This is a genomic window from Iningainema tapete BLCC-T55 (assembly GCF_014698965.1).
GTDB lineage: Bacteria > Cyanobacteriota > Cyanobacteriia > Cyanobacteriales > Nostocaceae > Iningainema > Iningainema tapete.
In genome coordinates, this window is record NZ_JACXAE010000040.1 from 46742 (window position 1) to 71923 (window position 25182).

Genomic DNA, 25182 nt, shown 5'->3' on the forward strand with positions numbered 1-25182 from the left:
GTGGCAATGTTACGTATGAAGAGGAAGTTGATGACAATTTAAGCTACTGTTCCAGTGCCATTGCCAATGAACAAGAACGTAATCACATCAATGGCAATGACTATACCAAAAGCCAAGCCAATTTGAGTGACAATGGGTCGCCAGTCATTACCCTGTTGCGCCTGGTTGTAAGCGAAAAGTGAAGCTGCAGCAACCAGTAAGAGAAAGACACCTCGAATGACGTTAAATATCAATGCGATAGTGTTTTCGTCAATTGCCGTACCTCCTCCTGCAGTAGAGCTTTGTGTTGCTAACTGTTTAAAAAAGGCTTCTAAACCGCTGAGGAAAATGGCGTGAGCAGGCATTTCAAAAGTGTTGAGCAATGCTGTGACAGCGATAATTGCTGTAACAACGTGCCAAAACCGAATTTTGACTCCGATTAGTTTTTCCAGAATGGGTACTGTTCGTGTAATCTGCCAAAGCCCAAAGAACACAACACTGGAACACCCTAAAACAGTTATTAACAGGGGTTCTTTGAGGATCATGTACACACTGACAACAGCACAGAGCGCAATAAAGAGCAGGTCAGTCTGATTGATTTTAAGTTTTCGCAAAAATTGGCTGGCTGAATTGCGATGGTTGTATTTTGTTAGTTTGGTTTGGTAATTGCTACGCATTTTTACTCCTTAAGGGTTGTTAAGCTTGCAGTTCGTCTTTTTTTTGCTGTTCTTGGCGTTCTAGCTTCGTGACATCTTTGCTGTTCTTAGATGGTTGCGATTTGACCGCCTGTGGTTCACCGAGCAAACTCTCCATCTCTTTAATGGGGATACGACACTTTCGGATGTCCGGCGGTTGATCGTCCACTAGAACAGCCTCGAACACTTGTTCATCACCTTTGCGCGGGTCAAATCCTTGTAGTATTTTTGACCCCTTTAAAGAGAGAATTTCAAATTCATACTTGGGCTGTTTGTTCTCTTTCCAGGTGAAGGTAGGCTCCTTCTCTCCGCTGAAGCGTTTGGGGAAGGTTTCAAGAAACTTTTCGACTAAAGCTTGAGCGCTGGCTTTAATCGCATAGTCTTCTGACGACTGAGGCAGATTGAGTATGTGATTCTTTTCGTCAGGGTTGAGGTTGTCAGAATTAACGACCCATTGTCCATCCTTTTTGGTACCAGCGAACAGTTCTTGCCCGTTATTACTTTTAAGGGTGAAAGAAAGCTGGTCGTTCTGGCTATCAACGAATAGAGTGCTGCCGCCAGTGAGAGGAATCCCCTCTTGAGGAGACTGCTGTGTTACTTGCGCTGTAGCCGCAGCAAAATTTACCAAGGATTCAGCGCAGGCTGCCCTTTGCTGTTGCACTTTCCTTTGCACCACAATTTGTTCGAGAATGTCTTCTGGATCTTCGGCTTCCCGACTTCCGTTAGAGCCAAATTTATCCTGTGTGCTGGAGAGTTCTTCATCAAAATCTTCATCATCAGGTTCCAAAACATCGGCGCTGTTATTTACAACAATTGGCTTCTGTTTTGACACCTTAAGTTTTGTAGGTGGCGATGATGCTCGTTCAACTTCCAATTTGGGGACAGGCACAGCATCTTCTGTTGTGCGAGACTGTGTTTGGGCTGTTGAAACGAGCTTTTCTTCAAGGTCACTCACGATCGCTTCCAGTCGGTCGAGTCGTTGCGAAAGTTTGTTTAGGTATTTTTCAATCTGGTCAAGTTGTTCGCTGATTGGCGCGTTTTTATCCAGTTGCAGAGGTTGAGACTTGTATTCTGAGTCAAGTTGGCTCCCTAGCTTGTCGATTTTCTCTCCTACTTGAGCAGCAGCGCTGGCGATGGGGTTGTCTGCTATGGTTTCTGACTGGCGGTTCTCTGGTTTAAGCATATCAGCAAAGGGAGCCAATTCTTCTGGCAGTTCCTCAGCTGGCGTACTTTCCACTACTTTGGCAATACGTTTGAAAAGTTTGCCAATCCGGGCATCCTTCTCTTCTAGGTCTTTAAGAATGTCCTCAAGCCGTTTCTCTTCTTTTTGTTGCTTGATCTGCTCTATAAGGTCATCAAGCATGGCAATGCCTTTTGTTCCTAGTACAATCCCCAAGCCTGTCAGCTGACCAGCTAACCCGACTTCATTGATCCCGTTGAGTTCGCCACCAATAGTTGCAGCGTTAGCGCTGAGACGGGAAACTTCTTCACCCAAATTGTCTGCCAAGTATGAAGCAGAGCTAGATTTTTGGTCGTTTGAGTCTGCTTCAGTTTCCCGGTTTCTACGTTGGGGTTTAGTTACGGTGCGTGCTGCTGTTTTGTTCTGGTTTTTTGGTTTTGTAGAACGCACCTCGTCATCTTCAAGCAACTCCTCAGGGTCTACATCGTCCTCTGCTTCATCTACTTGAGGTTGAGCAGTGCGCTTTGCTGCTTTGGAAGCAGGTTTTTGTTGGGAGCGTTTGTTAGATTGTTTGCTGGTTGACCGACGGGGAGTCGCTTCTTCCTCGTCATCTAATAAGTCTTCTTCTAAGTCATCTAGGTCATTATCTAGATCGAGGTCTTCATCTTCTTCGTCTAAGTCAAGCTCATCTGAATCTTCGGCTTCTATCCCAAGCATTTCCATCACATTAGATGGAGTGAAGTAGTCTTCATCCTTAGTGGTGGCATCTCCCAGGTTCTTAATTAGGTATTTACCGCTGGTTCTTTGGTTTGGGTCTTTGGTAAGGTAGAAGCGAAATCCTTTGATTTCGTCGCTACCTGGTTCTGTGCATAATTCTACAGCGATCGCCGCTTTACCCGACTGTTCGCTATACTCCTCCACAAAATTTTTGAAGTCTTCTAGAGACTCAATGCCTCCTTCTTCTTGCATTGCTGCAATTGCTTTGTCAAGGGTGTTTTCGATGTGGCGCAGCTTCCTGGTGTCAGTCAGGTTCTGCCATTGTCTTTTCTTAGGAGTAGCTGTCTTAGCCATTTTTTCAATTCCCTTTTGTTTTTGAGACTTTTTGGGATGGAAGGGCATTCCAGGTTTAATCCCGGAGAGCGCTATCCCATACCTCCGCAGCTATCCTGCTGTTCAATTCTTTGTTGAAGAACCTTGCCTTTCAACTCCAAGTGGTACTCGGCTAACTGCCTGCCGAACTCCCGCAATATTTCATAGTTTTGTTTGGGCATTTGTCCAGCTGCTAACGCTCTTTGGGCGAACAGGGCGAGGGAGTGCAGATGTGCGCTCATGCGCCGTAGTTCACGCGCTACCTCTTGATTAATTTCTGGCATCTCAGGACGAGGAGCAAACTCGAAAGCACGTTTGCGCAGATAATCAGATAAAGTTTTCTCGCCTGACTGCGCTGTTCGCTTTGCCAAATCCTCCTTTTCAACTTGGGTAACCCGCATTCGGACGACTTGTGTCCGATAGCAAGAATTTTGCGATTGCTCTTGTCTCTGTGTATTTTTTTGCATTGTGTTTGAAAAACTACTTTTATTTAAAGTATTTGTACACTGTTAACAACAAATCAATTGAGTAAAAATACTAGATAAAAATCAGGGGGGTTTGTTAAAAACTTCATAAATATCTTGAAATTATAAAGTTATTTTAAATCTAGATTTTTACATCAATTTTGTTGTCTTTTTAGCTGCTTTTGCTATTACTAATTTCTCAAATGAAGTAGAAAAATTGGGTATTTCTCTGGCTGGATATTCTGTATACCTAAAGCTAGATGATCAGGCAAATAAGGTTTATAAAGGTTTCTGTCCGATTAAATTACGACTGGGATGCGATTAAATTACGACTTGCATCCGCCTCGGTGTTTTTCCAGAAAAATTTTTATTTAAAAGTTGAATTAGTTCCGAATTAATTACGCCTTAAATACGTCTTTTTGCTGAAGGAGTTTCTGTAATGAGATGTTTATAGTGGATTTATTAATTAGGAATTCTCTGGTTTTCTATGCAAAAGATAAAATTAAAAGTAGTAAATAGCACTGAACATGGCGGAAGAAGGCGATAGTGTTCGCGTCCCTTGCGCGTGGGCGTGCGATTGAGAAGAGAAGAAAAGCGCTACAGCATAGTGGCAGATTGCTGTAGCTTCCATGCAGATAAGAAAGAAATACAGTAAAACGGTAGGAGTATAATGATGAGCGAGGAAATTACACTTCATCTTAAAATACGAGTTCCTGTCGATTCCCCAGACAGTAAGCTGCTCAGTTTCTTGAAAGATAGCCGTACCTCAGCAACTCGGATGGTGTTAGAAGCAGTTCGTGCTTACTGGCTGCCCGTAGCTTGTGTTGGCAATAAACATCCTGAACGAACCAAGGCGATCGCTCACGAGTGTTTACGAACTTTGCAAATTCAGGAACGATATATTAGCACAGTATGCGAACTGGAAAGTTCCCAGGCATCTGTACCTGTTCATTCCGATGTATCGCGTTCCAACCAGGAGTACCAAACCGAGAAGGGCGCTTGTAGTGAGCAACAGACTTTTTCCTCTCAGGAACCTCATTCATCTTGAATGGTCTAAGGATGCCTGAGCGGAATCGAATTAAGTAGGTGTGAGGATTATAACATAATTGTGTTCCTGTCAAATAGTGGGCAGGAACGCTTTCTCTAATTTCTTAATTTACATAAATATAAAGATATTGTTATAAAAGCTCTTTATGACTTGACATAAAAAGATAAATAGTAATAATAAGAGCTACTTATTAGAGTAGGCGTGATTGTCATAGGGTGTTGATTCTTTGAAGGATGGAGAAGTTAGCGATCGCCCCTGTGCAGTTCACACACCTACAAAATGGTATTATTTGAAATGAACTAGCTTTTATTAAATTTATGGATATAGATAAAGCCAAAGGGCGAATAATTTGGTGGCTTAAAAACGAATATATCGAATTTGATGAATCTGATTGTCAAGTCGAATTGATGGAAAAGGTTAACAGTAAATATAAAGTTAAGATGATTGTGAACCATAGTGGTTCTGAATGGGTAGAAGCAACTTTAGCTGAAGATGGGTATTTTGACAAGTATCAACTTTTTAGAAGAAATGAAGACGGCACACCTGTAGGATTAATATATTGCCCCCGACAAGTTAGCCAAAAAGAAGAATTGTTGTACTCAGGCTATTACAACTGGGAAACCCGGACTTGGAGTAGAAACAGCTATGACGCATAATCCCCACAGAGGCAGCGATGCTTTAGAATTCCTCAAATCAATTATCCCCGATACGCCCGAAAATCGTATAATCCAACAACAAGAGGCGATGCGAATTGAGCTAACTCAAGTTTTAAGAGATGCGCGTAAGATAAGTGGAAAAACTCATGTCGAGATTGCATCTATTCTAGGGAAAGATCCTGAGTGGGTGAGACAGGCAGAAAATTGCAATTATCATCACACTTGGGATGAATTTATTGCCTATTTATATGCTGTAGGCGCAAACTTTGAACTGACTGTTACTGTGGGCAAACAGCAAATCAAACTTGATACAGACACTTTAAAAAAAATATCGGATTGATATTCTCCCAAGACTTTTGCAATCCCCTTTGTACGACAAGCGCGCATGTTATCGCCAACCTTGCTCCCGAACATACTTGAACGTAGACGGTAAATCCTTGGTTACTGATAATATTGTAACGGTTTTTGATTTGCGGCATTACGGGAGAAAAGTTATGAGCGTAACTTACATGGGGGGCTGTCAATGTGGACAAATCCGTTATGAAATCCGTGCTGAACCATTAACCCTCTACCTGTGCCATTGCAAGGAGTGCCAAAAACAATCGTCCAGCGCGTTTGGCATGTCTCTTACTGTACCACGAGATGCTGTTGTCATTGTTGAAGGACAGCCCAAAACTTGGACTCGTGGAGCCGATAGTGGACGTGAGGTAACTTGCTTGTTCTGCGATAACTGCGGAACGCGATTGTTTCATGAGCGGAGCTACAATCAACAAACCATTAACGTCAAAGCCGGAACGTTGGATGATACAAGTTGGTTGCGCCCTGTGGGCAACCTTTGGACACGCAGCGCTCAACCTTGGGTGATGATTTCCGACTCTATGCTTAATTATGAGGGACAGCCAGATGATGTGCGTCCTTTGTGGGAAAGATGGACACAACAGCATTCGTGAACTGCTGTTCGGGTGACAATTTTGTCAGTAGTCGAGCTTAAAATGAGCATGGTGGACTGAATTTGACAATTAATGGTTGTCATCTGAGGTTGATTTCTCATGCAAAAGTTAAGATTTGTGACTCAACGACTGGAATTAGTCGCCCTCTACCCAGAATTGGCAAGGGCTGCAGTAGATAATAGGATTCAGCTTGCCCAATTGCTAAATGCCAAAGTACCAGAAGAATTTCCCCCGGAAATTATGGCGGATGTTATGGAAATATTTGCTCAGAAACTTGAAGCCGATCCAGGATTGGTGGGATGGTGGGGATGGTATCTGGTGTTGAACGAACTCGATCTTGAGCGGGTACTGATTGGTTGTGCAGGTTTTAATGGCTACCCGGATGCGGAGGGCAATCTTTTACTGGGCTATAGCGTGCTGGATGTCTACCAGGGTAAAGGTTATGCCAGCGAAGCTGTTGGAGGATTACTACATTGGGCGTTTGAGCAACCGCAGGTGATGGGTGTGATGGCAGAAACTTTCCCCAACCATATTGCATCAATTCGGGTAATGGAGAAAAATAGTATGGTGTTGCTGGGTGAAGGTAGTGATTCGGGAACGGTGAGGTATGGGATTGGACGTTCTTAGGATGAGCGATCGCTCCTGCTTAGTTCACAATTAGCGATTAACTCTGTTTGGCAAAAATGGGTGTTGATTTTAGAGCCTGTACCGAAAGTGACAGGGTAATATTGCATTCATTGGGTAGGTAGCGCTACCTAAAAAACCTGAGCTTATTTGCCTGCCTCAATAATTTCAATGATTTGTAAACAAACCTGAGAACCAAGCAGTATAAGCATTATTGACACTGCATAAGTAATTGTTAGGAATTGGAGTGCTGTCTCAAAAGAAATAAAGTGGTTCATTTTCTACTCCTAAAAATCAAGTTAATGTAAAACTTGTCTACTTTTTCAATAGGGATTGCTAACATCAACTTATGCAGATGCCTTAATTGACTGTAGCTTGTCAGGATAACGGATTCGGTGGTATGGATAGAACAAGCGTCATGTGAGCAACTAAGCAGTGAAACTTGGAAGTTTGACGCTGTGGGTGGATAGCAGTACTCAGTTGGATTATAAAAGATGTTAAAGGAGAAAGTATGAGCAACGACCCAAAACATCTTCATAATCTTTCTGAATGGGTGTTATTTACAGATGCGTCAACACAACCACTCACTGTAAAAAGTTTTCTTAGTAAAGTCAGGACTGCTGATCGACCTTTTATTAGAATCTATGTTTATCCTCGTAAAAAATATCGATATTGCGTAGAATGTGATTTACTAGAAGGGCTTAAAGTAGGTAATAACATTGGCTTTACCGAGTTAGGAATTACTAAAGTTGAGCAAATTATGACTTGTTTTCCCCATAAAACCCAAGTCCTTTTTCGTGCTGGCAATTGTTATGTATATGCCCGTTACCTAAACTTGGAAGATGCAATCTGTGTGGCTAACTCGCTTGCCGCGCTAGCTGAGGTAGGAGGTATGTGGGACAGTCGGGATAATATACCCGGCTATCGGTAGGTATGTAAGCGTTCGGGGTGCGTTCTCACTTTTATGTTGTCAGGTGGAAGGAAATTGGGTAGCCATTGAGATACTCGCATTTGCGGGTGTAAAGTTATGTTACGCAGATGTTTGAAAATCCTTGATTTTACGTTGTTTCAATACTGAATCGAGCGTGTCCCTTCCTGTAAAAACATCCCCTAAAAAGATCAAAGTACTTAGATTTCACTCCGCACTTCCTCAATGGGTTCAAGATCAACACCCTCTAATTCTGCCAATTTCTTCTTCGCAAACTCCCGCACTGGCTCATCTGGGTCATTCTCTGCTCTGTCGCGCAAAAGTGGTAAAATCAAGGGATAGACCGCTTTCTCCCCTAAACGCAAGTGCGTTCGTTATTGCTGCGTCGAGTGTGAGGTGACTGGGATAGAATCCGTGCGCTCGCTGCTCCTGCTCACAAATCCTAGATAGCCCAAGAACAGCATCAACCCGACTAGAGTGGCAATCTGAATAGATTTTTCAATTGTGTTCAAGCTACGCAGAAACTTGTCCATTGGAATCCTCTCTATCAAGTTATAATCTCGTTTCGTGGGTAACTACAACACCGATATCTACATTTTCGTAAAACTTGCGCTTGCTTTTAGTTGTCTTCTGGCATAAGTATATGAATGGAAGTAGACAAGCCTTTATTCTAGATAATGAATTGTTGGGCAAGCATCCACAGTCGAGCAACAAGCTGCCATGCCTTGAGATGTACACGCTTCATATTGCACGCTCACTTAACTGCGCTCGCCCGACGCACAGTCTCACTCTCGCCCTTATCACGCGACTACGTACAAAGTGTTGTTAGCGCTTTATCAACACATCGCTATACGGTTGTGCATCGTTAATCAAAAAAATTAATGTTCTAAATATCCCATTTTTTCAGAATTTTGACTTGAAAAGAGTCAAGTCATACTTTTATACCTAGTTTTTTAATTCAAGACTCATTGAAGCTCATTACCACAAAACTTTATGAGGCAATGGCATTTAAGCTGGCAAGAAATGTTTGCGGTTTCGCACCGTGAAGTTGTTATACATGATGGTAAGCACAAGCATAGAGCAGATTTATGCTTACCTCAACCAGATGGTAGCCTGCTCATAGTTGAGTTTCAACACAGTAGCATTAGCGTTGATCATACCCGCGCTCGTGAGCAGTTCTACACTCAAGTTGGTCATTTGCTTTGGGTTTTTGATGCCAGGGCGTTCCACATTCGGCTAGAACCAATATCCTCAAATAGGGATATTTATAAATTCATTTGGTCCCCACCACGCAAATCACTATGGACAATTAACAGCTGCTTAGCTTTTGACTTTGGTCACGTAGTATTGTTAATTGCCGAAGCTAATCAACGCAATGGTAAGCGTAACCCTTGTGGGGGTTGGGGTTGGCTTTATCGTAGACAAGAATTTGCGACTATGTTGCATAAGTTTATAGAGCAGTTCACATGCTTACAGTAGCAAACCCTTGTGGGAGATAAAAACAAGGAGATTACCCCAAAGGGGAAGTCAAAGGTCTAAGGTAACAACTCAAAATTAAGATGTTTTGAATGCGTGATTTTTGATTTTTGAATTCTCGCGCAGCGAGTGGAGTGCGCTTGTCTCTGTATGCCTTGAAGCTGGTTACGAAAGCATAAATTGCTCACGCGACTGTTTAAAATTTATACCTTAATAGTCACTGTCAGCCACACACATTCCTCTACATTTAATACCGTTCGTAGCTGTACGCTGACAATGAGAACATAAAACTTTTTCGTTTTCTGTTTCTTGATTGAGCTTTTTATTAGTGCAAGGCTGTAAGTCGTCTTTTTCGGTTTGGAGTTTTACAGTCATAAGGGTGGAGGAAATGAATGCGGTTTACATGTTTACTAATTATTGCGATTAGTCGCGCTCATCTAAACTAAATCCGCGCTAATTATCATTTGATGAGTGCAGCATAGCACTGATTATTATCATATTTCATCACCACGCGCGTTCGCGATTGAGTCCGGCTAAACCATTACCAATCGCATTCCCCTACTCCAAATCCCAAACGGTAAATACAACCTGAGTCGTATCGGTTGGTCAAGCGTGCAAATACATAGACGTTTACGCCACGGACGCAGTAGTCCCAATGTATGAATGCAACAAGTGTTAGAGTCGCACGAGCGCAAAGAGCGCTTTGTCCAAGCATCGGTTGTGTTGAGTGCCAGTAGGGTACATTCGCGCTTCTATTTCATGAACGGTCAACTACGAGTTATCACGTAAACATTCCGTCAATCCTTACACGTTTTTCATGCCAGAATTGGTAGTTGAGCGCAATTTAAGGAGCGTTCTGGTGAGTGAAAGTTATCAGCCGGGGGTGGTTTAATGGTTCAGAATATAGTGCGACAATGACGATTTTCACACCACTTAGAATGTAAAATACATATATTATCAGATCCGCCCCCACTCGTAAACCAGCCCTCCTGCTTTCTATATGACGAATATCCATCCAGAAAATATAAGCGTTCTAGAAAACTCGTTCGCCTTAGCCATAGGGGAAGACTTCACTCTAGAAAATGACCCAGATGTGGTGGAGCAGCTGATTGGGGATAAGCGATCGCCTAATACTAAGCGTGAGTACCAAAAAGACTTGCGAGACTTTTTTCTGTACAGTGCCAAAAAAGAACCCAGCAGGGATTTGGTTTTAGAGTTTCTTCACTTAGAGCAGCGTCACGCTGTTGCTCTGGTTTTCAAGTACAAAGCGCACCTAATTAAGAAAAAACTAGCAGAAGCGACAGTGAACCGCCGTCTTAGTGCTATCAAGTCAATGGTGGAGATGGGGCGACGGTTGGGGGTGTGCAATTTCTCCTTAGATGATGTGAAGGGGGAGAAAGTTGAAGTTTACCGCGATACTAAAGGCATTCCACCAACTGAATATGCCAAAGTCATCGCTCTAGTTGACCGCAACACTCTTAAAGGTAAGCGAGACTATGCAATTCTAAGGTTACTTTGGGATCTGGCATTGAGACGCAATGAAATAGTTAATTTAAATGTAGGTGACTTTAATGCCAAGGAGAAAACTCTAGCCATTCTGGGTAAGGGCAAAGGGACTCAAAAACAAGTCATTGATTTGTCGGAGAGAACTGTAGACGCTCTAGCCACTTGGTTGAAAGCTTGTAAGAAAAAACGTAACGATGATCCCATGTTTACGGTGCTTGCCTATCACAAAAACGGTGAACGAATAACTGGGGAGGCAATTAGGCGATTGGTAGATGGACTTTGTAAGCAAGCTGGAATTACTAAAAAAATGTCACCGCATCGCATCCGCCACAGTGCGATTACAACTGTATTGGATCAGAACAATGGTAACTACCGTGCTACCCAAAGATTTAGCCGACACGCTCAGGTGCAGACGGTGTTGAAATATGATGACAATCGTCAAAACTTACAGAAACAGATGAGTGACAAGATATCGGATCTAATTTAGTTTGGATGCTATTGCCATTCCATCAAACGTTTTGGATACTATAGTAGCAATACGCATGACGAAAATTCCCGTGATATTTCTTTGACAAGAGCGATTACTTTAATCCTAAAGCAGTAGATGAAGCTTACTTTGAACTAGCGTTGTCTGTGCAAAATGCCGGATTTGAAACTGCTGTCATTTCTAATGAATCGCTCTCGACCAGTTCACCTTATATTAGTCCTATTCTTTGTAATAACTTAGATGTAGTTTACAGAGGTTGGATGCTTTCGTCGTATGATTACAATTTACTACTAAATGAAATTGGCTTCGGGGCAAGTTTCAGACCTTGTAGGATGGTCTGCTGAACGTTTTGCACGCTGCTTGGTTGGGCAACAGTTAAAATAAAGAAGCGCCAACTTGGTCGCAATAATGGTGACTTTAGCACACTACTGCTCTTTATGTGCGATCGGCTTTGCCGCTGCGCTCCCTTGCATCGTCACTTTAATTCGTGCAGCCATTCGAGCGAACGCGCTTATTAATCTGTAACCTGCCTTCTAGTGGACTTAATCTGTCCCCGCTTGCTTTTGCTGTCAAGACGCTTTTTTTGAGAACTGCGAGTTGGTTTGGTAGGTTTGCGTTTTATCTTTACTACAGCGACGCTTTTAATAAGTTCTTGAAGTCGTCTCAATGCCTCTTCTTTGTTCTGCTCCTGGGTTCGGTGTTCTTGGGACTTGAGGACAATAACTCCGTCTTGGGTAATACGTCGATCATTTAACTTCAAAAGCTGTTCTTTATAATGGTCGGGTAATGATGAAGCCCCAATGTCAAAGCGCAAATGGATAGCGGTGGAAACCTTGTTGACGTTTTGACCTCCAGCCCCAGATGAGCGAATTGCGTTAATTTCAATCTCGCTATCGGGGATGATAACTTTGGTAGAAATTTGCAGCATATAGCTTATTCTACATCAAAGGTTGTGCGAACGGCTCCTAGATGACTTGCTACAATGGTATTAGAAATATAAGCGCGTAGTATGGCAAAGAAGGATGCTCCACTTACTGGGGAAGCGCTAATTAAAGAAGTTTGTCGAAGGATTCGAGTAGCACGTAGCTACTGGGATGCTCATAATAACGCTGCTTGTCGGGGGGAACGTGAACGTGCGCTAGCCCTTTACAATAAGCTCTCTGAGGAACAAAAAGAGCAGATTCCACAAGTGTTACGGGTGTGGCTACGCTATCGTAGCGAGAAATACTTTGGCGCACACCGAACGCCACCCAAGTCAGCACGAAAATCAAGCCGAGCGAACCCAGGGAAATAGCGAACTGTTGATTATTTTACGGGGTGATACAGTTTATCCTTCTCCTCATAGCGCCACCCCATGCCACTGGGATCTCGATCCTTGCACCACCGGATAAACTCCTCTGGACTCAAGTTTTCACGCTTATTACGTAGAGTCGCAGGATCGCTAACTAACCGCAACGCTAAATTTTTCTCCTCAAAAGGTTGAAGTTGGGGAGCTTCCCTTTGATAGTACTGATTGGGGTATCGGGATGAAGAGCGTCTAGGTCCTGAGTTGTTACGCAGAACCATGATTGCTCCTTCGAGTTGTGCAAGCTTCGTTGTCACTACTTCTAGCTTCTGTTCCAAGTTAGTCAAGCGATTGCCAGTGTTTTCTGCACTACTTTCTACACGCCCTTCTATACTATTTACCCTTTGCTCCAATTCGGCTTCAATTTTGTGTAGACGAGTTTCTACACGGTTTTCTGTATCATCAGCTAAATCGCCCAGAACATGATGTAATCCCTTGATGACTAAATCTGTGGCGGTGGTATTACGAGTTCGTGCAGCAGTACGGAGTGCATCAGCTAGTTTTTTGGGCAGTTTGAAGTTAATTGATTCTCGTTCAACTTTTGCCATGTCTACACCACTTTATACACTTTGGTGTAGATTGTAAGCTTGATCGCCACGCTACTAACGAGTAGAAATGTGCTTTTTCTCAAAAATTTCGTTTGTGTACCTCTTTTAGGGCGTTCAATCTCACGAGGGGGCATTAATTGATTTCGGAGTAAATTTTGGATGCTGCTTTGCTTGGTGTGGCGGTTTTTGGGTAAGGTGTGTTACTGAAGAAGAAATTAGTAGTGCAAACTATACTAGGAAAAAATGATGATTGTAACCACAGGTAATGATATTGCGGGACGCACAATTACAAATTATCTCGGAGTTGTGCGCGGAATCGTTGTGCGTTCCCCAACAATCGGGCAAGGAATTATGGGTAGTTTAAAACAGGTCGTTGGTGGTAATAATGAAACTTACGCTGACGTTTGTGAAGCAGCTCGTCTAGAAGCTTATGAGCGGATGGTACAACAGGCACAATTAAAGAGTGCTGACGCAATAATTTGTATGCGCTATGATGCAACGGAATTTGCTCAGGGAGTAACTGAGGTACTGGCTTATGGCACTGCGGTCAAGCTTAATTCATAAAATTATACTTTAAAACTTTGAACTTGAGAAAGCTTGAGTCATTTAAGGTTGGGTTCAAGTTATTTCCATCTCCTTTCTTTTAGGTTCTTTGGAATTTGCTTCTAAGACAGGGGATTGTAGTTGGGTTTCTGTTTGCTTTTGGATAATCATCTCCTGCAATTGCAGTGCGCCTGCTTCTGTTAGGGGTAAGACTTCTTCTCCGGTATGAATATTGCCTTTGCAGATGGTTCGTTTGGACTCTGTGCGCACGAAGAAGTCACCATTGGGTTGGACGTAAGCATTCCAACTGTTGCCGATTTTGAACTGTTTTGTTTCAGTATTATCTGGTTTTATTTCTTGCTTCCGTTTGTACGTATTGCTGACGGCTTCAAAGAGCAAGTCTTGCATTTCTTTGCGCCAATCTGAGCTAATATTAAGGTGGGTGGTTGTATCTGTTTGGGTTTCGCTCATGTCTGTGTTCAAGCGAATAGAATTAGGGTCAATATTGAGTACAACGGCAGCACCCAAAGGTGACAATGAAGCTTGGAATGTAGTGCCGATAGGTAGTTTAGGTGTGTCGGGGGCGAAGGTTCCCAGATTTTTCCCATCAATTTGAATAATGGGGATGCCATTGTAGCGGTAAAATTCTGGGTGTGATTCAGGAAGCTCGAAAGTGCCGACTTCTAGGGTGAGTTTCTGCTTTTTCCATTTTTTAGTAGCAAAGTCTTCATTGGCATAATCGTTGTACTTTATACCAAGTACTTTAATTTCCTCAAGTTGAAACTGTTGTAGTTGCTCTACAATTTCGTCCATAAATAAGTGGTAGGCGATCGCAGCTTTTCCCGGTTCAGTTCTCGATTCCACCCAAGCGCAGTCAGCAGGTGGTACAATCATTACATTGTCGGGCATTTTGATTTTGTCAATGTCGTTGTAATTGTTGCCGTATCTAGCTTCTAGCTTTTCGATTTGTAGTGGTGACAAGTCTTTTAAGGCAAATTCAACTAGCGGTAATGCTGGGTGAACTGTTGCTTCATATTCGATGCCTTTTTGATCGAGAGATTCTTTCCATTCATTCACTTTCTTTCCAAATGGAACTTGCAGGACATAGACATCTCGCGGGAGTGCCTCATGGAGTAATTCGTAGTCTGGTTCAAGCGAAAATGTAATTTTTAGGGTTTTGGCAATCTTTAGACATTCCTCTCTGTGGCTATCGATGTCGAGTTTGGTATGTTGAGTATGCCAGGTAGCAGCGGCGGCGCGGAAGCGTTCTTCTGGTGTGGGGAACAACTCATCGATTTCGGCACGGTAGCTGTCGTAGAGTTTGCCTAACTCTTCATTGAAAGCGTCTTTGTCATCTCCAATGCGTTGGGCGATCGCAGCAATGTCTTGTTTAGATCGTTTTTTAAGTTCTTCTGCCCATTCTAGTTCATCTATGCCGAGTGTTTCTTTGGGGAACAGATACCGAAATTCGTGACGTTCTCGGTGTCGAATACGTGTAGCTTCCCAGCAAGGATTTACCGCTTCTCTTGGGATGACATTAATGGGGTTTGCTCCTTCGGCTGGCATAGGGAAGGTTTTGTAAAGTCGGTTGTCTTTTTTGAAGTCGAAGAAGTAACTTGGATGAGCTTCCGACCATTTTTTCGAGTCAGGTAGTAAGTTTTCCCCGTCGATTTCTTTAACATCCTCCAAGCGTTCTGCACTTTTTTGGTAATCAACTTCAGGTTGTAGTGCTATGAACAGGCGGTTGAGCAATTTTGTTTTCTTCCGCTCAAACAGTCGGGGGTTTTCATCTTCATTTGGGACTGATGATTGGACTCTTCCAATTGTTGTGGCGACTAGACCAATTTTATTCTGGGAACTAGCTGCGGCTATGCTCGACAAAGTTTTATATTTTTGTTCCCCATTTTTATCTTTGACTGCGGTGTAGGGAACTTTAGGGCGCTGTTTAACTTCAGCATAGCGCCTGGGTTCTCCGGCGCGGAGAGTTTCAGCAGCAATATGTGGTAGCATTTTAGATGGAGCTACCACCATTTGGTCGCCGTCGAAGTCAGCTTGGTGGTATTCTTCAGCATCTTTTGGCTGCATGAAGACAACACCTTTGTATTTCATTAGTTCTGGTTTGTGAACGTTTGTATAACGTCGGATGTTGTCGCTGGAGACAATTGGAAAGCGAGTGGTGATAATATCGCCTTCTGGTAGATGGGGTACGCAGATTGTTCCTCTTTCCAAGTCTGTACTTGGCATAGCCATTCCAGAACTAAATTTGAAAGCTCCCTTGATTGCTAAGTCGCACCAGCGATTGGCGACGTATTGTCGCATAGCATCAGCAACAAAGGGGCTGTCGATCAAAAGACCGAATTTGTCGTTGCGTAGTAGAGTAACGAGCCGTAATTCTTGTTGCTCTTGGTTTTTATCAGTATTTTCCTCGGAAGATGAGCCATCAACTGAGAGTGCAGCATGTTCCCTGGCACGCTGCTGTTTCTTGTCGTACTCTTCAACGATGTGTTTAGCTAGGGCGAGGGGGTTGCGTTGAAGCTGGGCTAATTTTTCGGCTTCTTTTCGGGTTGGTTCTACAAGGTCTTTCTTGAGAGCCTCTTCGCTGTACCAGATGCTAAATTGCCAGCTGTTGTCATAGTCAATTACTTTAGCATTACCCCGGTTGCCCAATGCACTTCTGGGAAACTCATATTCGCCGCAAGGGATTAAATCAGGTAGCAGTGTTTTTTTAATACCTTTAATTGAGGAGCGATCCATGACAATATCAAACCCCTCTGCCTCTAATGTGGCATTGGGTAGTAGAGTGCCTTTAGCCAAGAAACTAGTTAGGGATTGCTCCGGGTTATCTGCCCAATTTTCTAGCCAAGCAAAGCGAAATTGGAAGGGTCGGTTAGCTAAACCTCCCATGAGTTTAACAAGGCTGGGTGATATTTGTCCATGACAGTCTCCGGTTTTATATTTTTCGGCTTCTGCTTTCTCTTTGGGGTCTTTGCTGTTATAATCTACAATCTTGATCCTTAGACCTTCAATTTGCTCTGCTCCCTTAAAGCAGTTACTAACTAACAGAGAACCGTAGCGACAGGCGGTATCTTTTTCAGTTCGGAAGAGTTTGCCTATTTTAGCGCGTAGTTCATCATCTGCAAAGTAGTAGTTATTGCCAGAACTAAAGGCGAGTTGTCGTTTTACCTCATCGAAGGTTCTGGGTTTTAGATGTTTGGGGTCGGGGTTTTTCGAGTCAATTTTGACCAGTACGAGAGATTCGAGTTCTTCTGGCTCAAACATGAGTTCCAGAAGAGAATTTTTGATAATTTCTGGTTCAGAAAGGAACTTTCCTTTACCGTTGTTATAAGAGCCGTCGAAAACTGGAATTTTGATGCCGATGTCTTGAATGACTTCTGTTGTTGGTATCATTGTTAAATTGTTATTGATTGCTGTTGTTAACTATAAAAATATGTATTTTCTAGCCTTCTTAACACAAGACAAGTCTATTAGTGATTAGTCGTTAGGAGGATTTTGAAGGTAAGTAAGGCAAGCAGTATTTTGAAGAAGTGATTTTAAGGGAATGCGATTATGTACATCGGTAACGGGCGGGATGGAAAACCACATTTGAAAGTTTCGGACTTGGAACTGGAGGACGATGGGCTGTTGGAGGATGAAGGTGCGGGTGAAGTTGTAGAAATTTCTCCGGGCGAGCTGGAGAAGATAAAAGCAAGGAAAGGTAAAGTTAGGTTTGAGCGGGATAATTTGGAGGTGGATGAGCGGCTCAACCTTTATCCGGACGATATTGAACGGGTTTAACAACACACGCTTTCTGCAAGTGTGCGGGAGTATAATGATGTTGAGTTCGTTTTCTCCTATTTTTTAGGTTCACTTACAAGCTATGCAGCGAACGCTGCATAGTCCAAAAAAATCGGATATTTTTGTGAAGATTTTCTAAAAAGTTAGCGTTATTTTTGTATATGTAACTTTACTTGACTTCTTAAGGGGTAGCGAGAGCAAATGCTCTCATTATACCTATATGCTAGAATTATTTCCAAGCACCATTAGCCTGATTCTCTCGTGGCAAGTACCAGCACTGATTGACAAGCCGGGATCAACAGACGTTAGTTTTTTGCATTGTGCAACGAAGCATCAATAGAAGAGTTTTGGGCGCTTGATGGGAAGATGGCTAAAGGGTTAATCCTCAAGTTTAAAAATCATTTGGTGGCTTCTGGTAGAAAGGCAGCAACTATTAACAGTTATTTGGCGGCGATTAAGTATTTAATTAAGGTGGGGCGAAACCTGAAGCGCTGCCGATATCACTTTGATAGCGATCGCATTGAATTCCTCAAGGTTACAAAGTACAGGGATACGCGGGGTGTCTCTGTGGATGAGTACAACGAAGTTTTTGATGTTATTGATACCACTTGCGCTAAAGGCAAGCGCGATTATGTTTTGTTTCTGCCGCTTTGGGCAAATGTCCTACGCAAGCCAATTGTAGCAAATTTAACAATAAGAGATTTTGATTATCACGAAAATACGTTAATTGTTTATGGTAAGGGCAAAGGCAATGATGAAACTAGGATTGATTTAAATCCTTTTGTAGCAGAGGCGATTAGCGATTGGTTGGGTTGTCGTACAAATATTAAACCCAGTGACCCTCTGTTTATTGCGCTAGACTTCCACGGGCATTGGTCATCAGCTGACGGGTGACGGCATTTACGCAATTGTGCGTAAGACTTGCTTACGTGCTGGGATTAAAAAGCGGATGACTCCCCATAAAATTAGACATTCGGGTATTACTGATGCCCTCGACTTGGCAGAAGGTGATTACCGCAAGGTTCAGCACCTTAGCCGTCATGCTGACCCCAGGACAATTCTAGTTTATGAGGACAATAAGAATCAGTACCAACTGGAGTTAACTAATAAATTAGCATGTCGTGTTGGGAAAAAGCGGAAATCATGAACTACCCCACCCTACTTTGATAGAATTGAGTAAATCTGGTGCATCAGTTTAGACATTTAAGCATCAGTTTGTAACCAATTCTCTAAACTTAATCCTTTTACTCTCTGCAAATCAGAATCATTAGAAACTAAAATTAAACCGCGTGTCATTGCTGTAGCGGCTATCAATACATCAGCATCTTGTATTGTGTTGGTATTTACAAAATATCTTTCCCACTCTAGGCGTGTGTTCCATCTAAATGCCCCTTCGTGTAATAAATATTCACCGAATGCATAATATTTCTATTGAAGAACTATTATGTGCTTATAACTAATTAGCATATCTTCCGCGTCGGGACTAACCCTTTTTCCATGCCTATGAGTCACAGTGCCTGTGTCAAAACAATCCTGATTCTGGCGGCAATTCCCCACGGATTGCGCTTGGATAAGGAAATTCGCTCAATTGAAGAAGCTATCCGACGTGCTGCAAAGCGGGATTTATTCAAGATTACGCTTAAAACTGCTGTCCGCCCTCAGGATATCCGCCACGCTATTGCAGAAGAACAACCCCAAATCGTCCACTTTTGCGGACATGGGCTGGAAGATGGCAGCTTGATGTTAGAAGACGACGGGGGAGAAAACAAGCCCGTCCCAGTATCCGGACTAGCATCACTGTTTCAGTTGCACGCAGATTATGTAGAATGCGTACTGCTTAATGCCTGTCATTCTGCCAAACTAGCTATTGCAATTAGCGAATACATTAATTATGCGATTGGGATGAATCAGCCGATAGGGGATAAGGCTGCGATCGCCTTTGCTCAAGGTTTTTACGATGGATTAGGCTACGCAACGTCAGATAATCTTGATGTGTTTCAAAGAGCCTTTGAGGAAGGTAAGGTTGCAATTCAACTAGAACACCTTTCTGAAAGTCAAATTCCGGTTATTAACACAAAAACCAAAGATAAACCACTTGGGAAGCGTCCTACTACAGAGTCGTCCGAACACAAAAAGATCATCTTATTCGTAGCAGTTCACCCTGTTGATACAATGAGTTCGCGTCTAGACGAAGAAGTACAAGAAATTGAAAATGCACTAAAACGAACAAAGCAAAGAGAACAATTTAAATTAGAAGTGCTTAGACCTGTTCGTCTAAGAGATATTAGAGACGCTCTTTTGGAACACGCTCCACAGATTGTCCATTTCAGTGGACATGGAATAAAGACAGAAGGATTTGCGATTGCGGATGATGTAGGAGAAATAAAACTAGTTACAACAGATGAGCTGAAAAAGCTGTTCAGGAATTTTTCAACAATAGAATGTGTCGTACTTAATGTCGGGTTCTCAGAGCGGCAGTCAAATGCAATTGTTCAGCACATAAATTATGTAATTTATCTGAGCCAAGCAATTGGTCATAAAACAGCAATTGAATTTACTAAAGCATTTTACGCTAGACTAGGAGCAGAAAGATCTATAGAGGATTCCTATAATTATGGTTGCGATTCGATAAATTCTTATCAAAATGTTTCAAAAAACTTCATTCCAGTAATCAAAAAAAAGACGAAGCCGGAGAACTTAACAGATTATTTTATTAAAGCGACAGAGATAATAATTAGCCAGGATGGGAGAAACCATGATCAACTATCTCAACCAGGTCGTGATTCCTTAGAGCAATGCCGTTTAAGACTACGACTTTTAGAAGAAGAAGCTTTTGATATTGAAAACTACATCTTTCAGTTGTTAAACAATTTTGAACGAGATATAAAAGCTCGAATAGAAAAATATAAAAATCATATAAATAACATAAAAATTGATGATTTTACGGTTAAATTTCGCCAAGAACTTAGTATTTTTCAGAATTATATTGGATTTGGTGAAGAAGCTATAGATAAAACTGACACGAGAATTGGAGATAAAATTATAAGTATAATTTACGCAGAAGTCGCAGAGGATTTGCTTTGCCAAGAACAACTAAGCCTGGCTGAAGTGTTTCTTAAAGAAGCTGCAAAGTTTGATGAATACAACGTATTAGCATATCAAGGTTTAGCTTCAATCTACTTTGAGGAAGAAAAATATACTAAGGCATTAGTAGAGCTTAAGGAAGTAAAAAAAATATTATTAGTAAAGCTTAAGGAAGCAAAAGAAAATTTTGAGAAGGAAGAAATTTTAGAAGATATAAAAAAAATTGACTTGTTTATTAACCGAATACCAATAAGTAGCCGAATCATACATCTGATTGGCACTGTCTTACAGATGTTTGTCACGTAATTGTTTAAAGTGCTATACATATTATATTTTGGTTTTTTAATATAATTTTTATAAACTGCGATTCATAACATGTAATAAGGAGACACGCTGTAAAGAATCGTTGCGACAATTACTTTCTTGATTTACTTACTTGCCCATAAATGGTACTGGAGGAAGTAAGGGTTGACACGATAAAATCAACTCTCCACCCCATTTCGTTCTTCAAACTTGCTCACTAACGATTCTTTTTGGAAATGTTTTTATCTGAAGGCAATACTGAAGCTCGACCTTGAAAGCTCAGAAAACAAGGGTTTTGAGAAGAAGCGTTACAAAACTTTACAACGTGTCTCAATTTGCGCGTCTTTCGTCATGCCCCCCGCTTTCTGCAACAGCAATGTCTGCAATTAGTACGACAGTACTAATTGTCACTGTACCTGTTGTAACCGATCCAGCAAGACGTAATTCCTGCCATTTCTTCTTTGCTGCCTTGCGTGCTTTCTGCTCCAATCTCTCTTGAACAGGGGGTTTATTAGTTTTTGATTTTTCATTTAGAATAGCCAATACTGATGCGTGGTAAATATCTTTGCAATTTTGGGAGATATGTTGGGAGACCTCGTCTCGGGAGATAAGACGTTTTCCAAAATCATAATCTTTTGGCTCTTTACATCCATGCATGTCAAATAGAGCAGTTGGCTCATTTCCAGGTATTCGCTGTGCGATAAAATAATACCACACGGGTTTTGTCGTTTTGTTTATATATTGTGTGCCTGCGATAACACCATCCCACACGGGTTTTATTGTAGATTGATATACGTATCCTATTGCTGGCTCTATAATTTTATCATTTATAGAATTCCGAACAGAAGGAGCACGCAGTACTGCCCCGAATCCGATTAATAATGAAGAACCCGTTGCAATCGTTGCAACTAATACACCGCTCCCACCATTTTCTGACATTTTTCTTCCCTTACCTACTCATAAGTTTATTGTAAACACATTTTTTCAAAGGTAATTGGTGTAAATTTTGTTGCATACCTGCAACAAATAATTTTTTTTATTTATTATTGTAGATTGTGAATTATAAAAATCATATCAAAATACCAAAATATAATACGTACAGAAACATCCATAACTTTCTAAATATTGATGAATATTTTACGGACACCTTGTTCCTTTTTGCGTCCGAGTTCTGCTAGATAAACAAATTCAAAGCTATTCATCCATCTGGGTATCCAGGTTTCTTGAATTGCTCTAGCGCTTCTACTGCCCCAACTTCATCAGGCAGCCGAATAAATGCACCTGCCAATTCTTCTAACAAGTCACTTCTGTCCATCTCCACTCCCGAATCTGCCAAATCCATCAACGCTCGGTTAATCTGCCTGCTCAGTTTCTTGGGAATGCGAAAGGTGGTTTGGGTGTAGTCCGGATTTTCGCGCTTGGCTAATTTTTCCTTTTGCGGATCTCGTTATCACTGGTGTATCTTGGCACACCAGTGATAGTAGTTAATTTGGGAGCGCTTTCAAAACGGACTCTTGGGTGAGGTAGAGCGATCGCATACTGCCACTTAGGGCATCAAAGTAAGTGGCGAAGCGTTTTAATTCCCCCGTTGTCAGTTGAACTAAATAATCAGTAGCAACTGCTGCTACTTGTTGGTTAATGCTCAAGCTTTGAGTATTGAGCAGCGCCATTTGTTCGCATGATAAATTGTTATCTTCCAATTCCTCTGGTAGTGGAACTAAAAGTTCTGGATGTTGGATTGTTGGCGAGGGGATTTGGCTACAGCCAAGTGATCCAAAGGTGTAGACTTGCGGATCATTAGATAGATTTGACCCTAATAGAACCTGTCCGCTGCTTTTACTATTTCCACAGTCTAAATACCAGATTGAAGGAGCTTGATCGGGACTGTAATCATTATGTTTCAGCACTTGTGAAAGTGACTCTCGTGCCGAAGCATTATCCACACACCCAATAACAACTGACAATGTATTGTACCCCGTCTGTACCATTTTTGGGTCAAAGCGTTTGGTTATTGCTTTAATTTCTATTCCCCAGGCAATTGAATATCTTACAGCTAATGTTTGGGCTTTAGGTAAGCCGATTTCTTTGTAGCAGAAGCACTGCCTTAATACATTAGCTTCTTCAACAACATCATGATCTACGAAAACGACTTGCACTTCTTTGCCCGTATTGCTTAAACTACAAGCAAGTCTAACAACACTGGCAGCAAGCCAACTCCCAGTTCCTCCCATTCCAACAACCCAAAACTCAATGCGGGAATGTTGTAGAAGAATTAGCTTTGATGCGTTAACAAAATCATAGTTTAGGTTCATATTTGTCCAAAGAATCATCTTGAATTGGAGAATTAGTATTCGAGTAAAATTTGTAGGCAATTGCTGAGTCACAAGAGATGTCACGCATAAACTCAGGTAGTTCAAAGACATCGCTAGCAGGAATATCCCAGTAGTTTCTGAAAAGTCCCACTCTGACTTTGATTTCAGGTTCTTTGGTGTTGACTCGCCCTAAAACAGCATAGATACGGAACCCTCCTTCGTCAGCATCATCAGTTTTTGAAAAGAAGGCTTTCATTTCATGATGAGAATGCACATCTATAGTGGCGTTGTGGAACGAAGAATCACCGTCAAATCTGGTTGGTTGACAGCTTGCGCTATACTGAGTTTGGTCTGGTATTTCCAAGCGCCAACCGTTTTGTTCATGGTGAATGTGAAAGGCAATTTCTACTGCACCTTGAGCGTTACAAGCGAGGCAGCTGCGTCGCCACATTTCTAGAAGTATTGTTTTAGGAATCCGGTCTGGTTTGAGTTGCAAATAAGGTTCAAGAATTGGTAATCCCCGGATATTTTCTCTGTAGTATTCCACGGGAATTAATACTTCTAGCCCTGGACGGATACCTCTGATGAATACTCCATTCCCAGCAAAGAGATATTCAAACAGAGAACTGGTATGGGGTGGTGGAGGGAGTTGACGGACAATTTTGTAGTCAACTATTCCCTCAAAATTAACTAACTGAACCATCGGCAATTTCTGAAACTAAAGTGGCAATAGTAGCCTTTTGATCTAAAGGCACAAGGTCTTTGAGTGGGTAAGTGCAGTTTTTCTGCTGATGCAAAGTTAAAAGTTGACCACGGACATCATTTGTGTGGTGCTTCGATTTACCATTGCTTAAATGGGAATTAAACGGACTAGAAACGAAAAGATTCCAAGCCTGATTAATGGACTGGGCAGAAGCAGATGGGGGTTGATTTTTACCCCAGCAAACTTTTCCCCACGGCGTGTATACATTCGGCAGTGGGGCATGGAAAAGGCTAGCATCGGGGTCAAATATCTTAGTTTTGGTTGCCCATAACCAGTAGGTAAAACTTTTACCTACAAATACCATTGCAGGCATTGGAATTTGAACTTGCCCTAGTTCGTCACAGTCAAGTAGTGTTCTTTGTGGTGGGATGAATTTGACTACCCACTCACCAGAGTTGCCAGTACAAGTGCGAACTACACCTTCCCCTATCCAACCAGAGTCGATAGGTTCATTGCTGAAGGCGATGCGGAGTGCCGTTGGTGAGAGACATTTGTAGTGCGATTCTTGTCCAGAGCGGTAATGCAGGATGTAAGTGCCATCAAGGATTAGTAGTTCGGCTTTGATTGCAGATAAGCTTCTGGGAGGATCTTGTAAAAGTTCCCTGATTATTTCAGCAGTGATGATGTGTTCCATATTCCCAAAATCAGTTCAAGGTGGTTTATGAGGTCTTGCTCCAGCCATTCGATTAGGTGATAAACTTGGTCGAGGATAACTTTGGCATCAAGCCATTCACTCTGCAAAAATTTGATGTTTTCAAGTGTCCAAGGTAATGAAATTTCTGGTTCATTTGTTGCACAAGAATCCAGCCAAATGTTATTACTTTCATAGTCAAGAAGTTGCAATGCTAAAGGCATAAATTCCAAAGGTTTGGCAGCACAATAGGATAGTTTTTTAAACAATTGAGCGTCGATATCTTTGGGGTGTGCGATCGCCTCCCATGACACCCCAAGCTCGTACTCATACCAATCCGTGCCTTCCACTGACTCAAGCCAGTAACGTCCTTCTGTGCTTAACGGGAGAAGAATTTGCCATCCAAACCGCAATGATTCAATGTCCTCGTGTCCAATCCAATCGCAGCCCATAGGCATGAGCGGAATTTGGTGGAGGCGTTCTTCGTAAGCGTTTTCTATTTGGAATTCTGAGATAGGAAATAAGTTTTGGTTGACTAGATATAAAAACTCGATTTCAAGGGAACTGTGACTGTCAGGATTATTTAGGTCTTCGGGGTAGGGTGCAGCTGTACTGTGCTTAAATTCAACTGGGAATAAGTGTTGATATAAAGCCAGCAGTCGGTAGCTATTGAAACGGTTTTCTAAGTAGTCAACCGCTTGGTTAGAGTCAAGAATTCTTTGGCACTGTCGCAAGCGGTGAATTGCTGATAACGCATTTAAAAGAGAAGGTAACAT

At 42.0% G+C, this 25182-nt stretch carries 28 protein-coding genes and 1 pseudogene; 14 read left to right on the forward strand and 15 right to left on the reverse strand.

The annotated features are described in order from the left end of the window. Window positions 1-38 precede the first annotated feature (38 nt). The 3 genes from ICL16_RS10710 to ICL16_RS10720 form a co-directional block, all read right to left on the reverse strand. On the reverse strand, window positions 39-656 hold the full coding sequence (locus tag ICL16_RS10710) for a hypothetical protein (RefSeq protein WP_190827213.1): 618 nt from the start codon (window positions 654-656) through the stop codon (window positions 39-41). 19 nt (window positions 657-675) lie between these two features. Beyond that, window positions 676-2925, reverse strand: a complete 2250-nt coding sequence (locus ICL16_RS10715; protein WP_190827215.1) for a V-type ATP synthase subunit I domain-containing protein — start codon at window positions 2923-2925, stop codon at window positions 676-678. A gap of 71 nt (window positions 2926-2996) precedes the next feature. After that, window positions 2997-3410 (reverse strand): plasmid mobilization protein, encoded by a 414-nt coding sequence (locus ICL16_RS10720; RefSeq protein WP_190827218.1) that lies wholly within the window; start codon window positions 3408-3410, stop codon window positions 2997-2999. Window positions 3411-4077: 667 nt separating this feature from the next. On the opposite strand from ICL16_RS10720, the gene ICL16_RS10725 reads away from it, so the two are divergent. The 5 genes from ICL16_RS10725 to ICL16_RS10745 all read left to right on the forward strand — a co-directional run bounded on the left by ICL16_RS10725 (window position 4078) and on the right by ICL16_RS10745 (window position 6688). Then, complete coding sequence (locus ICL16_RS10725; RefSeq protein WP_190827219.1) at window positions 4078-4455, forward strand: hypothetical protein; 378 nt, start codon at window positions 4078-4080, stop codon at window positions 4453-4455. A 317-nt stretch (window positions 4456-4772) separates the two neighbouring features. Further along, entirely contained in the window at window positions 4773-5111 is a 339-nt protein-coding gene (locus ICL16_RS10730; RefSeq protein ID WP_190827221.1) for a hypothetical protein, read from the forward strand. Beyond that, a complete protein-coding gene (locus ICL16_RS10735; protein WP_238360715.1) occupies window positions 5101-5451 on the forward strand; it encodes a hypothetical protein in 351 nt (116 codons plus the stop codon). The genes ICL16_RS10730 and ICL16_RS10735 overlap by 11 nt, the downstream gene beginning before the upstream one ends. A gap of 154 nt (window positions 5452-5605) precedes the next feature. Continuing rightward, window positions 5606-6061, forward strand: a complete 456-nt coding sequence (locus ICL16_RS10740) for a GFA family protein (protein ID WP_190827223.1) — start codon at window positions 5606-5608, stop codon at window positions 6059-6061. Window positions 6062-6160: 99 nt separating this feature from the next. After that, window positions 6161-6688: a GNAT family N-acetyltransferase gene (locus ICL16_RS10745; protein WP_190827225.1), complete on the forward strand. Its 528-nt coding sequence runs from the start codon at window positions 6161-6163 to the stop codon at window positions 6686-6688. Window positions 6689-6831: 143 nt separating this feature from the next. Here the strand turns inward: ICL16_RS10745 and ICL16_RS46750 are convergent, their stop codons facing one another. Next, window positions 6832-6963, reverse strand: coding sequence for a hypothetical protein (locus tag ICL16_RS46750; protein ID WP_273038632.1), 132 nt, complete (start codon window positions 6961-6963; stop codon window positions 6832-6834). A 233-nt stretch (window positions 6964-7196) separates the two neighbouring features. Between ICL16_RS46750 and ICL16_RS10750 the strand changes: the two genes are divergently transcribed. Next, the gene (locus ICL16_RS10750) at window positions 7197-7616 is read left to right on the forward strand and encodes a hypothetical protein (protein WP_190827227.1); all 420 of its coding nucleotides are present in this window, start codon (window positions 7197-7199) and stop codon (window positions 7614-7616) included. A gap of 197 nt (window positions 7617-7813) precedes the next feature. On the opposite strand, the gene ICL16_RS46755 is transcribed toward ICL16_RS10750, so the two are convergent. Then, the gene (locus ICL16_RS46755) at window positions 7814-7948 is read right to left on the reverse strand and encodes a hypothetical protein (protein WP_273038633.1); all 135 of its coding nucleotides are present in this window, start codon (window positions 7946-7948) and stop codon (window positions 7814-7816) included. Window positions 7949-8606: 658 nt separating this feature from the next. On the opposite strand from ICL16_RS46755, the gene ICL16_RS10755 reads away from it, so the two are divergent. Beyond that, window positions 8607-9092 (forward strand): competence protein CoiA family protein, encoded by a 486-nt coding sequence (locus ICL16_RS10755; protein ID WP_190827229.1) that lies wholly within the window; start codon window positions 8607-8609, stop codon window positions 9090-9092. 207 nt (window positions 9093-9299) lie between these two features. Here the strand turns inward: ICL16_RS10755 and ICL16_RS10760 are convergent, their stop codons facing one another. Next, entirely contained in the window at window positions 9300-9464 is a 165-nt protein-coding gene (locus ICL16_RS10760) for a hypothetical protein (RefSeq protein ID WP_190827231.1), read from the reverse strand. 625 nt (window positions 9465-10089) lie between these two features. Between ICL16_RS10760 and ICL16_RS10765 the strand changes: the two genes are divergently transcribed. Then, entirely contained in the window at window positions 10090-11082 is a 993-nt protein-coding gene (locus ICL16_RS10765) for a tyrosine-type recombinase/integrase (RefSeq protein WP_190827233.1), read from the forward strand. Between the two features lie 514 nt (window positions 11083-11596). Here ICL16_RS10765 and arfB read toward each other — a convergent pair. Beyond that, entirely contained in the window at window positions 11597-12010 is a 414-nt protein-coding gene (gene arfB / locus ICL16_RS10770) for an alternative ribosome rescue aminoacyl-tRNA hydrolase ArfB (RefSeq protein WP_190827235.1), read from the reverse strand. 81 nt (window positions 12011-12091) lie between these two features. On the opposite strand from arfB, the gene ICL16_RS10775 reads away from it, so the two are divergent. After that, window positions 12092-12376, forward strand: a complete 285-nt coding sequence (locus tag ICL16_RS10775) for a Precorrin-3B methylase (protein WP_190827237.1) — start codon at window positions 12092-12094, stop codon at window positions 12374-12376. A gap of 11 nt (window positions 12377-12387) precedes the next feature. On the opposite strand, the gene ICL16_RS10780 is transcribed toward ICL16_RS10775, so the two are convergent. Further along, window positions 12388-12975, reverse strand: coding sequence for a hypothetical protein (locus ICL16_RS10780; protein ID WP_190827239.1), 588 nt, complete (start codon window positions 12973-12975; stop codon window positions 12388-12390). A gap of 243 nt (window positions 12976-13218) precedes the next feature. On the opposite strand from ICL16_RS10780, the gene ICL16_RS10785 reads away from it, so the two are divergent. Beyond that, a complete protein-coding gene (locus ICL16_RS10785) occupies window positions 13219-13539 on the forward strand; it encodes a YbjQ family protein (protein ID WP_238360716.1) in 321 nt (106 codons plus the stop codon). 54 nt (window positions 13540-13593) lie between these two features. On the opposite strand, the gene ICL16_RS10790 is transcribed toward ICL16_RS10785, so the two are convergent. After that, the gene (locus ICL16_RS10790) at window positions 13594-16926 is read right to left on the reverse strand and encodes a hypothetical protein (RefSeq protein WP_190827241.1); all 3333 of its coding nucleotides are present in this window, start codon (window positions 16924-16926) and stop codon (window positions 13594-13596) included. 159 nt (window positions 16927-17085) lie between these two features. On the opposite strand from ICL16_RS10790, the gene ICL16_RS10795 reads away from it, so the two are divergent. The 3 genes from ICL16_RS10795 (at window position 17086) to ICL16_RS46760 (ending at window position 18460) form a co-directional block, all read left to right on the forward strand. Continuing rightward, a complete protein-coding gene (locus ICL16_RS10795) occupies window positions 17086-17313 on the forward strand; it encodes a hypothetical protein (protein ID WP_190827243.1) in 228 nt (75 codons plus the stop codon). Between the two features lie 366 nt (window positions 17314-17679). Beyond that, window positions 17680-18207, forward strand: coding sequence for a tyrosine-type recombinase/integrase (locus ICL16_RS10800; protein WP_273038634.1), 528 nt, complete (start codon window positions 17680-17682; stop codon window positions 18205-18207). A 16-nt stretch (window positions 18208-18223) separates the two neighbouring features. Continuing rightward, entirely contained in the window at window positions 18224-18460 is a 237-nt protein-coding gene (locus tag ICL16_RS46760) for a tyrosine-type recombinase/integrase (RefSeq protein ID WP_337906972.1), read from the forward strand. 56 nt (window positions 18461-18516) lie between these two features. Here ICL16_RS46760 and ICL16_RS45565 read toward each other — a convergent pair. Then, window positions 18517-18681: pseudogene (locus ICL16_RS45565) on the reverse strand (PIN domain-containing protein); the annotation flags it as partial. A 135-nt stretch (window positions 18682-18816) separates the two neighbouring features. Between ICL16_RS45565 and ICL16_RS10805 the strand changes: the two are divergent. Beyond that, complete coding sequence (locus ICL16_RS10805) at window positions 18817-20703, forward strand: CHAT domain-containing tetratricopeptide repeat protein (RefSeq protein WP_238360717.1); 1887 nt, start codon at window positions 18817-18819, stop codon at window positions 20701-20703. Between the two features lie 327 nt (window positions 20704-21030). Here the strand turns inward: ICL16_RS10805 and ICL16_RS10810 are convergent, their stop codons facing one another. The 5 genes from ICL16_RS10810 to ICL16_RS10835 all read right to left on the reverse strand — a co-directional run bounded on the left by ICL16_RS10810 (window position 21031) and on the right by ICL16_RS10835 (window position 25182). Beyond that, on the reverse strand, window positions 21031-21639 hold the full coding sequence (locus ICL16_RS10810) for a hypothetical protein (protein ID WP_190827247.1): 609 nt from the start codon (window positions 21637-21639) through the stop codon (window positions 21031-21033). Window positions 21640-22184: 545 nt separating this feature from the next. Continuing rightward, the gene (locus ICL16_RS10820; RefSeq protein WP_190827251.1) at window positions 22185-23012 is read right to left on the reverse strand and encodes a ThiF family adenylyltransferase; all 828 of its coding nucleotides are present in this window, start codon (window positions 23010-23012) and stop codon (window positions 22185-22187) included. Beyond that, window positions 22996-23715: a Mov34/MPN/PAD-1 family protein gene (locus ICL16_RS10825; protein WP_190827253.1), complete on the reverse strand. Its 720-nt coding sequence runs from the start codon at window positions 23713-23715 to the stop codon at window positions 22996-22998. The genes ICL16_RS10820 and ICL16_RS10825 overlap by 17 nt, the downstream gene beginning before the upstream one ends. Further along, a complete protein-coding gene (locus ICL16_RS10830) occupies window positions 23699-24409 on the reverse strand; it encodes a hypothetical protein (protein WP_190827255.1) in 711 nt (236 codons plus the stop codon). Before ICL16_RS10830 ends, ICL16_RS10825 begins: the two co-directional genes overlap by 17 nt. Further along, window positions 24382-25182, reverse strand: coding sequence for a hypothetical protein (locus tag ICL16_RS10835; RefSeq protein WP_190827257.1), 801 nt, complete (start codon window positions 25180-25182; stop codon window positions 24382-24384). Before ICL16_RS10835 ends, ICL16_RS10830 begins: the two co-directional genes overlap by 28 nt.

What these genes read in the sequence shown, in the direction of transcription:
- ICL16_RS10710 (WP_190827213.1), bottom strand. Translation starts at nt 656, where the DNA reads ATGCGTAGCAATTACCAAACCAAACTAACAAAATACAACCATCGCAAT.
- ICL16_RS10715 (WP_190827215.1), bottom strand. Translation starts at nt 2,925, where the DNA reads ATGGCTAAGACAGCTACTCCTAAGAAAAGACAATGGCAGAACCTGACT.
- ICL16_RS10720 (WP_190827218.1), bottom strand. Translation starts at nt 3,410, where the DNA reads ATGCAAAAAAATACACAGAGACAAGAGCAATCGCAAAATTCTTGCTAT.
- ICL16_RS10725 (WP_190827219.1), top strand. Translation starts at nt 4,078, where the DNA reads ATGATGAGCGAGGAAATTACACTTCATCTTAAAATACGAGTTCCTGTC.
- ICL16_RS10730 (WP_190827221.1), top strand. Translation starts at nt 4,773, where the DNA reads ATGGATATAGATAAAGCCAAAGGGCGAATAATTTGGTGGCTTAAAAAC.
- ICL16_RS10735 (WP_238360715.1), top strand. Translation starts at nt 5,101, where the DNA reads ATGACGCATAATCCCCACAGAGGCAGCGATGCTTTAGAATTCCTCAAA.
- ICL16_RS10740 (WP_190827223.1), top strand. Translation starts at nt 5,606, where the DNA reads ATGAGCGTAACTTACATGGGGGGCTGTCAATGTGGACAAATCCGTTAT.
- ICL16_RS10745 (WP_190827225.1), top strand. Translation starts at nt 6,161, where the DNA reads ATGCAAAAGTTAAGATTTGTGACTCAACGACTGGAATTAGTCGCCCTC.
- ICL16_RS46750 (WP_273038632.1), bottom strand. Translation starts at nt 6,963, where the DNA reads ATGAACCACTTTATTTCTTTTGAGACAGCACTCCAATTCCTAACAATT.
- ICL16_RS10750 (WP_190827227.1), top strand. Translation starts at nt 7,197, where the DNA reads ATGAGCAACGACCCAAAACATCTTCATAATCTTTCTGAATGGGTGTTA.
- ICL16_RS10755 (WP_190827229.1), top strand. Translation starts at nt 8,607, where the DNA reads ATGAGGCAATGGCATTTAAGCTGGCAAGAAATGTTTGCGGTTTCGCAC.
- ICL16_RS10760 (WP_190827231.1), bottom strand. Translation starts at nt 9,464, where the DNA reads ATGACTGTAAAACTCCAAACCGAAAAAGACGACTTACAGCCTTGCACT.
- ICL16_RS10765 (WP_190827233.1), top strand. Translation starts at nt 10,090, where the DNA reads ATGACGAATATCCATCCAGAAAATATAAGCGTTCTAGAAAACTCGTTC.
- arfB (WP_190827235.1), bottom strand. Translation starts at nt 12,010, where the DNA reads ATGCTGCAAATTTCTACCAAAGTTATCATCCCCGATAGCGAGATTGAA.
- ICL16_RS10775 (WP_190827237.1), top strand. Translation starts at nt 12,092, where the DNA reads ATGGCAAAGAAGGATGCTCCACTTACTGGGGAAGCGCTAATTAAAGAA.
- ICL16_RS10780 (WP_190827239.1), bottom strand. Translation starts at nt 12,975, where the DNA reads ATGGCAAAAGTTGAACGAGAATCAATTAACTTCAAACTGCCCAAAAAA.
- ICL16_RS10785 (WP_238360716.1), top strand. Translation starts at nt 13,219, where the DNA reads ATGATGATTGTAACCACAGGTAATGATATTGCGGGACGCACAATTACA.
- ICL16_RS10790 (WP_190827241.1), bottom strand. Translation starts at nt 16,926, where the DNA reads ATGATACCAACAACAGAAGTCATTCAAGACATCGGCATCAAAATTCCA.
- ICL16_RS10795 (WP_190827243.1), top strand. Translation starts at nt 17,086, where the DNA reads ATGTACATCGGTAACGGGCGGGATGGAAAACCACATTTGAAAGTTTCG.
- ICL16_RS10800 (WP_273038634.1), top strand. Translation starts at nt 17,680, where the DNA reads ATGGCTAAAGGGTTAATCCTCAAGTTTAAAAATCATTTGGTGGCTTCT.
- ICL16_RS10805 (WP_238360717.1), top strand. Translation starts at nt 18,817, where the DNA reads ATGAGTCACAGTGCCTGTGTCAAAACAATCCTGATTCTGGCGGCAATT.
- ICL16_RS10810 (WP_190827247.1), bottom strand. Translation starts at nt 21,639, where the DNA reads ATGTCAGAAAATGGTGGGAGCGGTGTATTAGTTGCAACGATTGCAACG.
- ICL16_RS10820 (WP_190827251.1), bottom strand. Translation starts at nt 23,012, where the DNA reads ATGAACCTAAACTATGATTTTGTTAACGCATCAAAGCTAATTCTTCTA.
- ICL16_RS10825 (WP_190827253.1), bottom strand. Translation starts at nt 23,715, where the DNA reads ATGGTTCAGTTAGTTAATTTTGAGGGAATAGTTGACTACAAAATTGTC.
- ICL16_RS10830 (WP_190827255.1), bottom strand. Translation starts at nt 24,409, where the DNA reads ATGGAACACATCATCACTGCTGAAATAATCAGGGAACTTTTACAAGAT.
- ICL16_RS10835 (WP_190827257.1), bottom strand. Translation starts at nt 25,182, where the DNA reads ATGTTACCTTCTCTTTTAAATGCGTTATCAGCAATTCACCGCTTGCGA.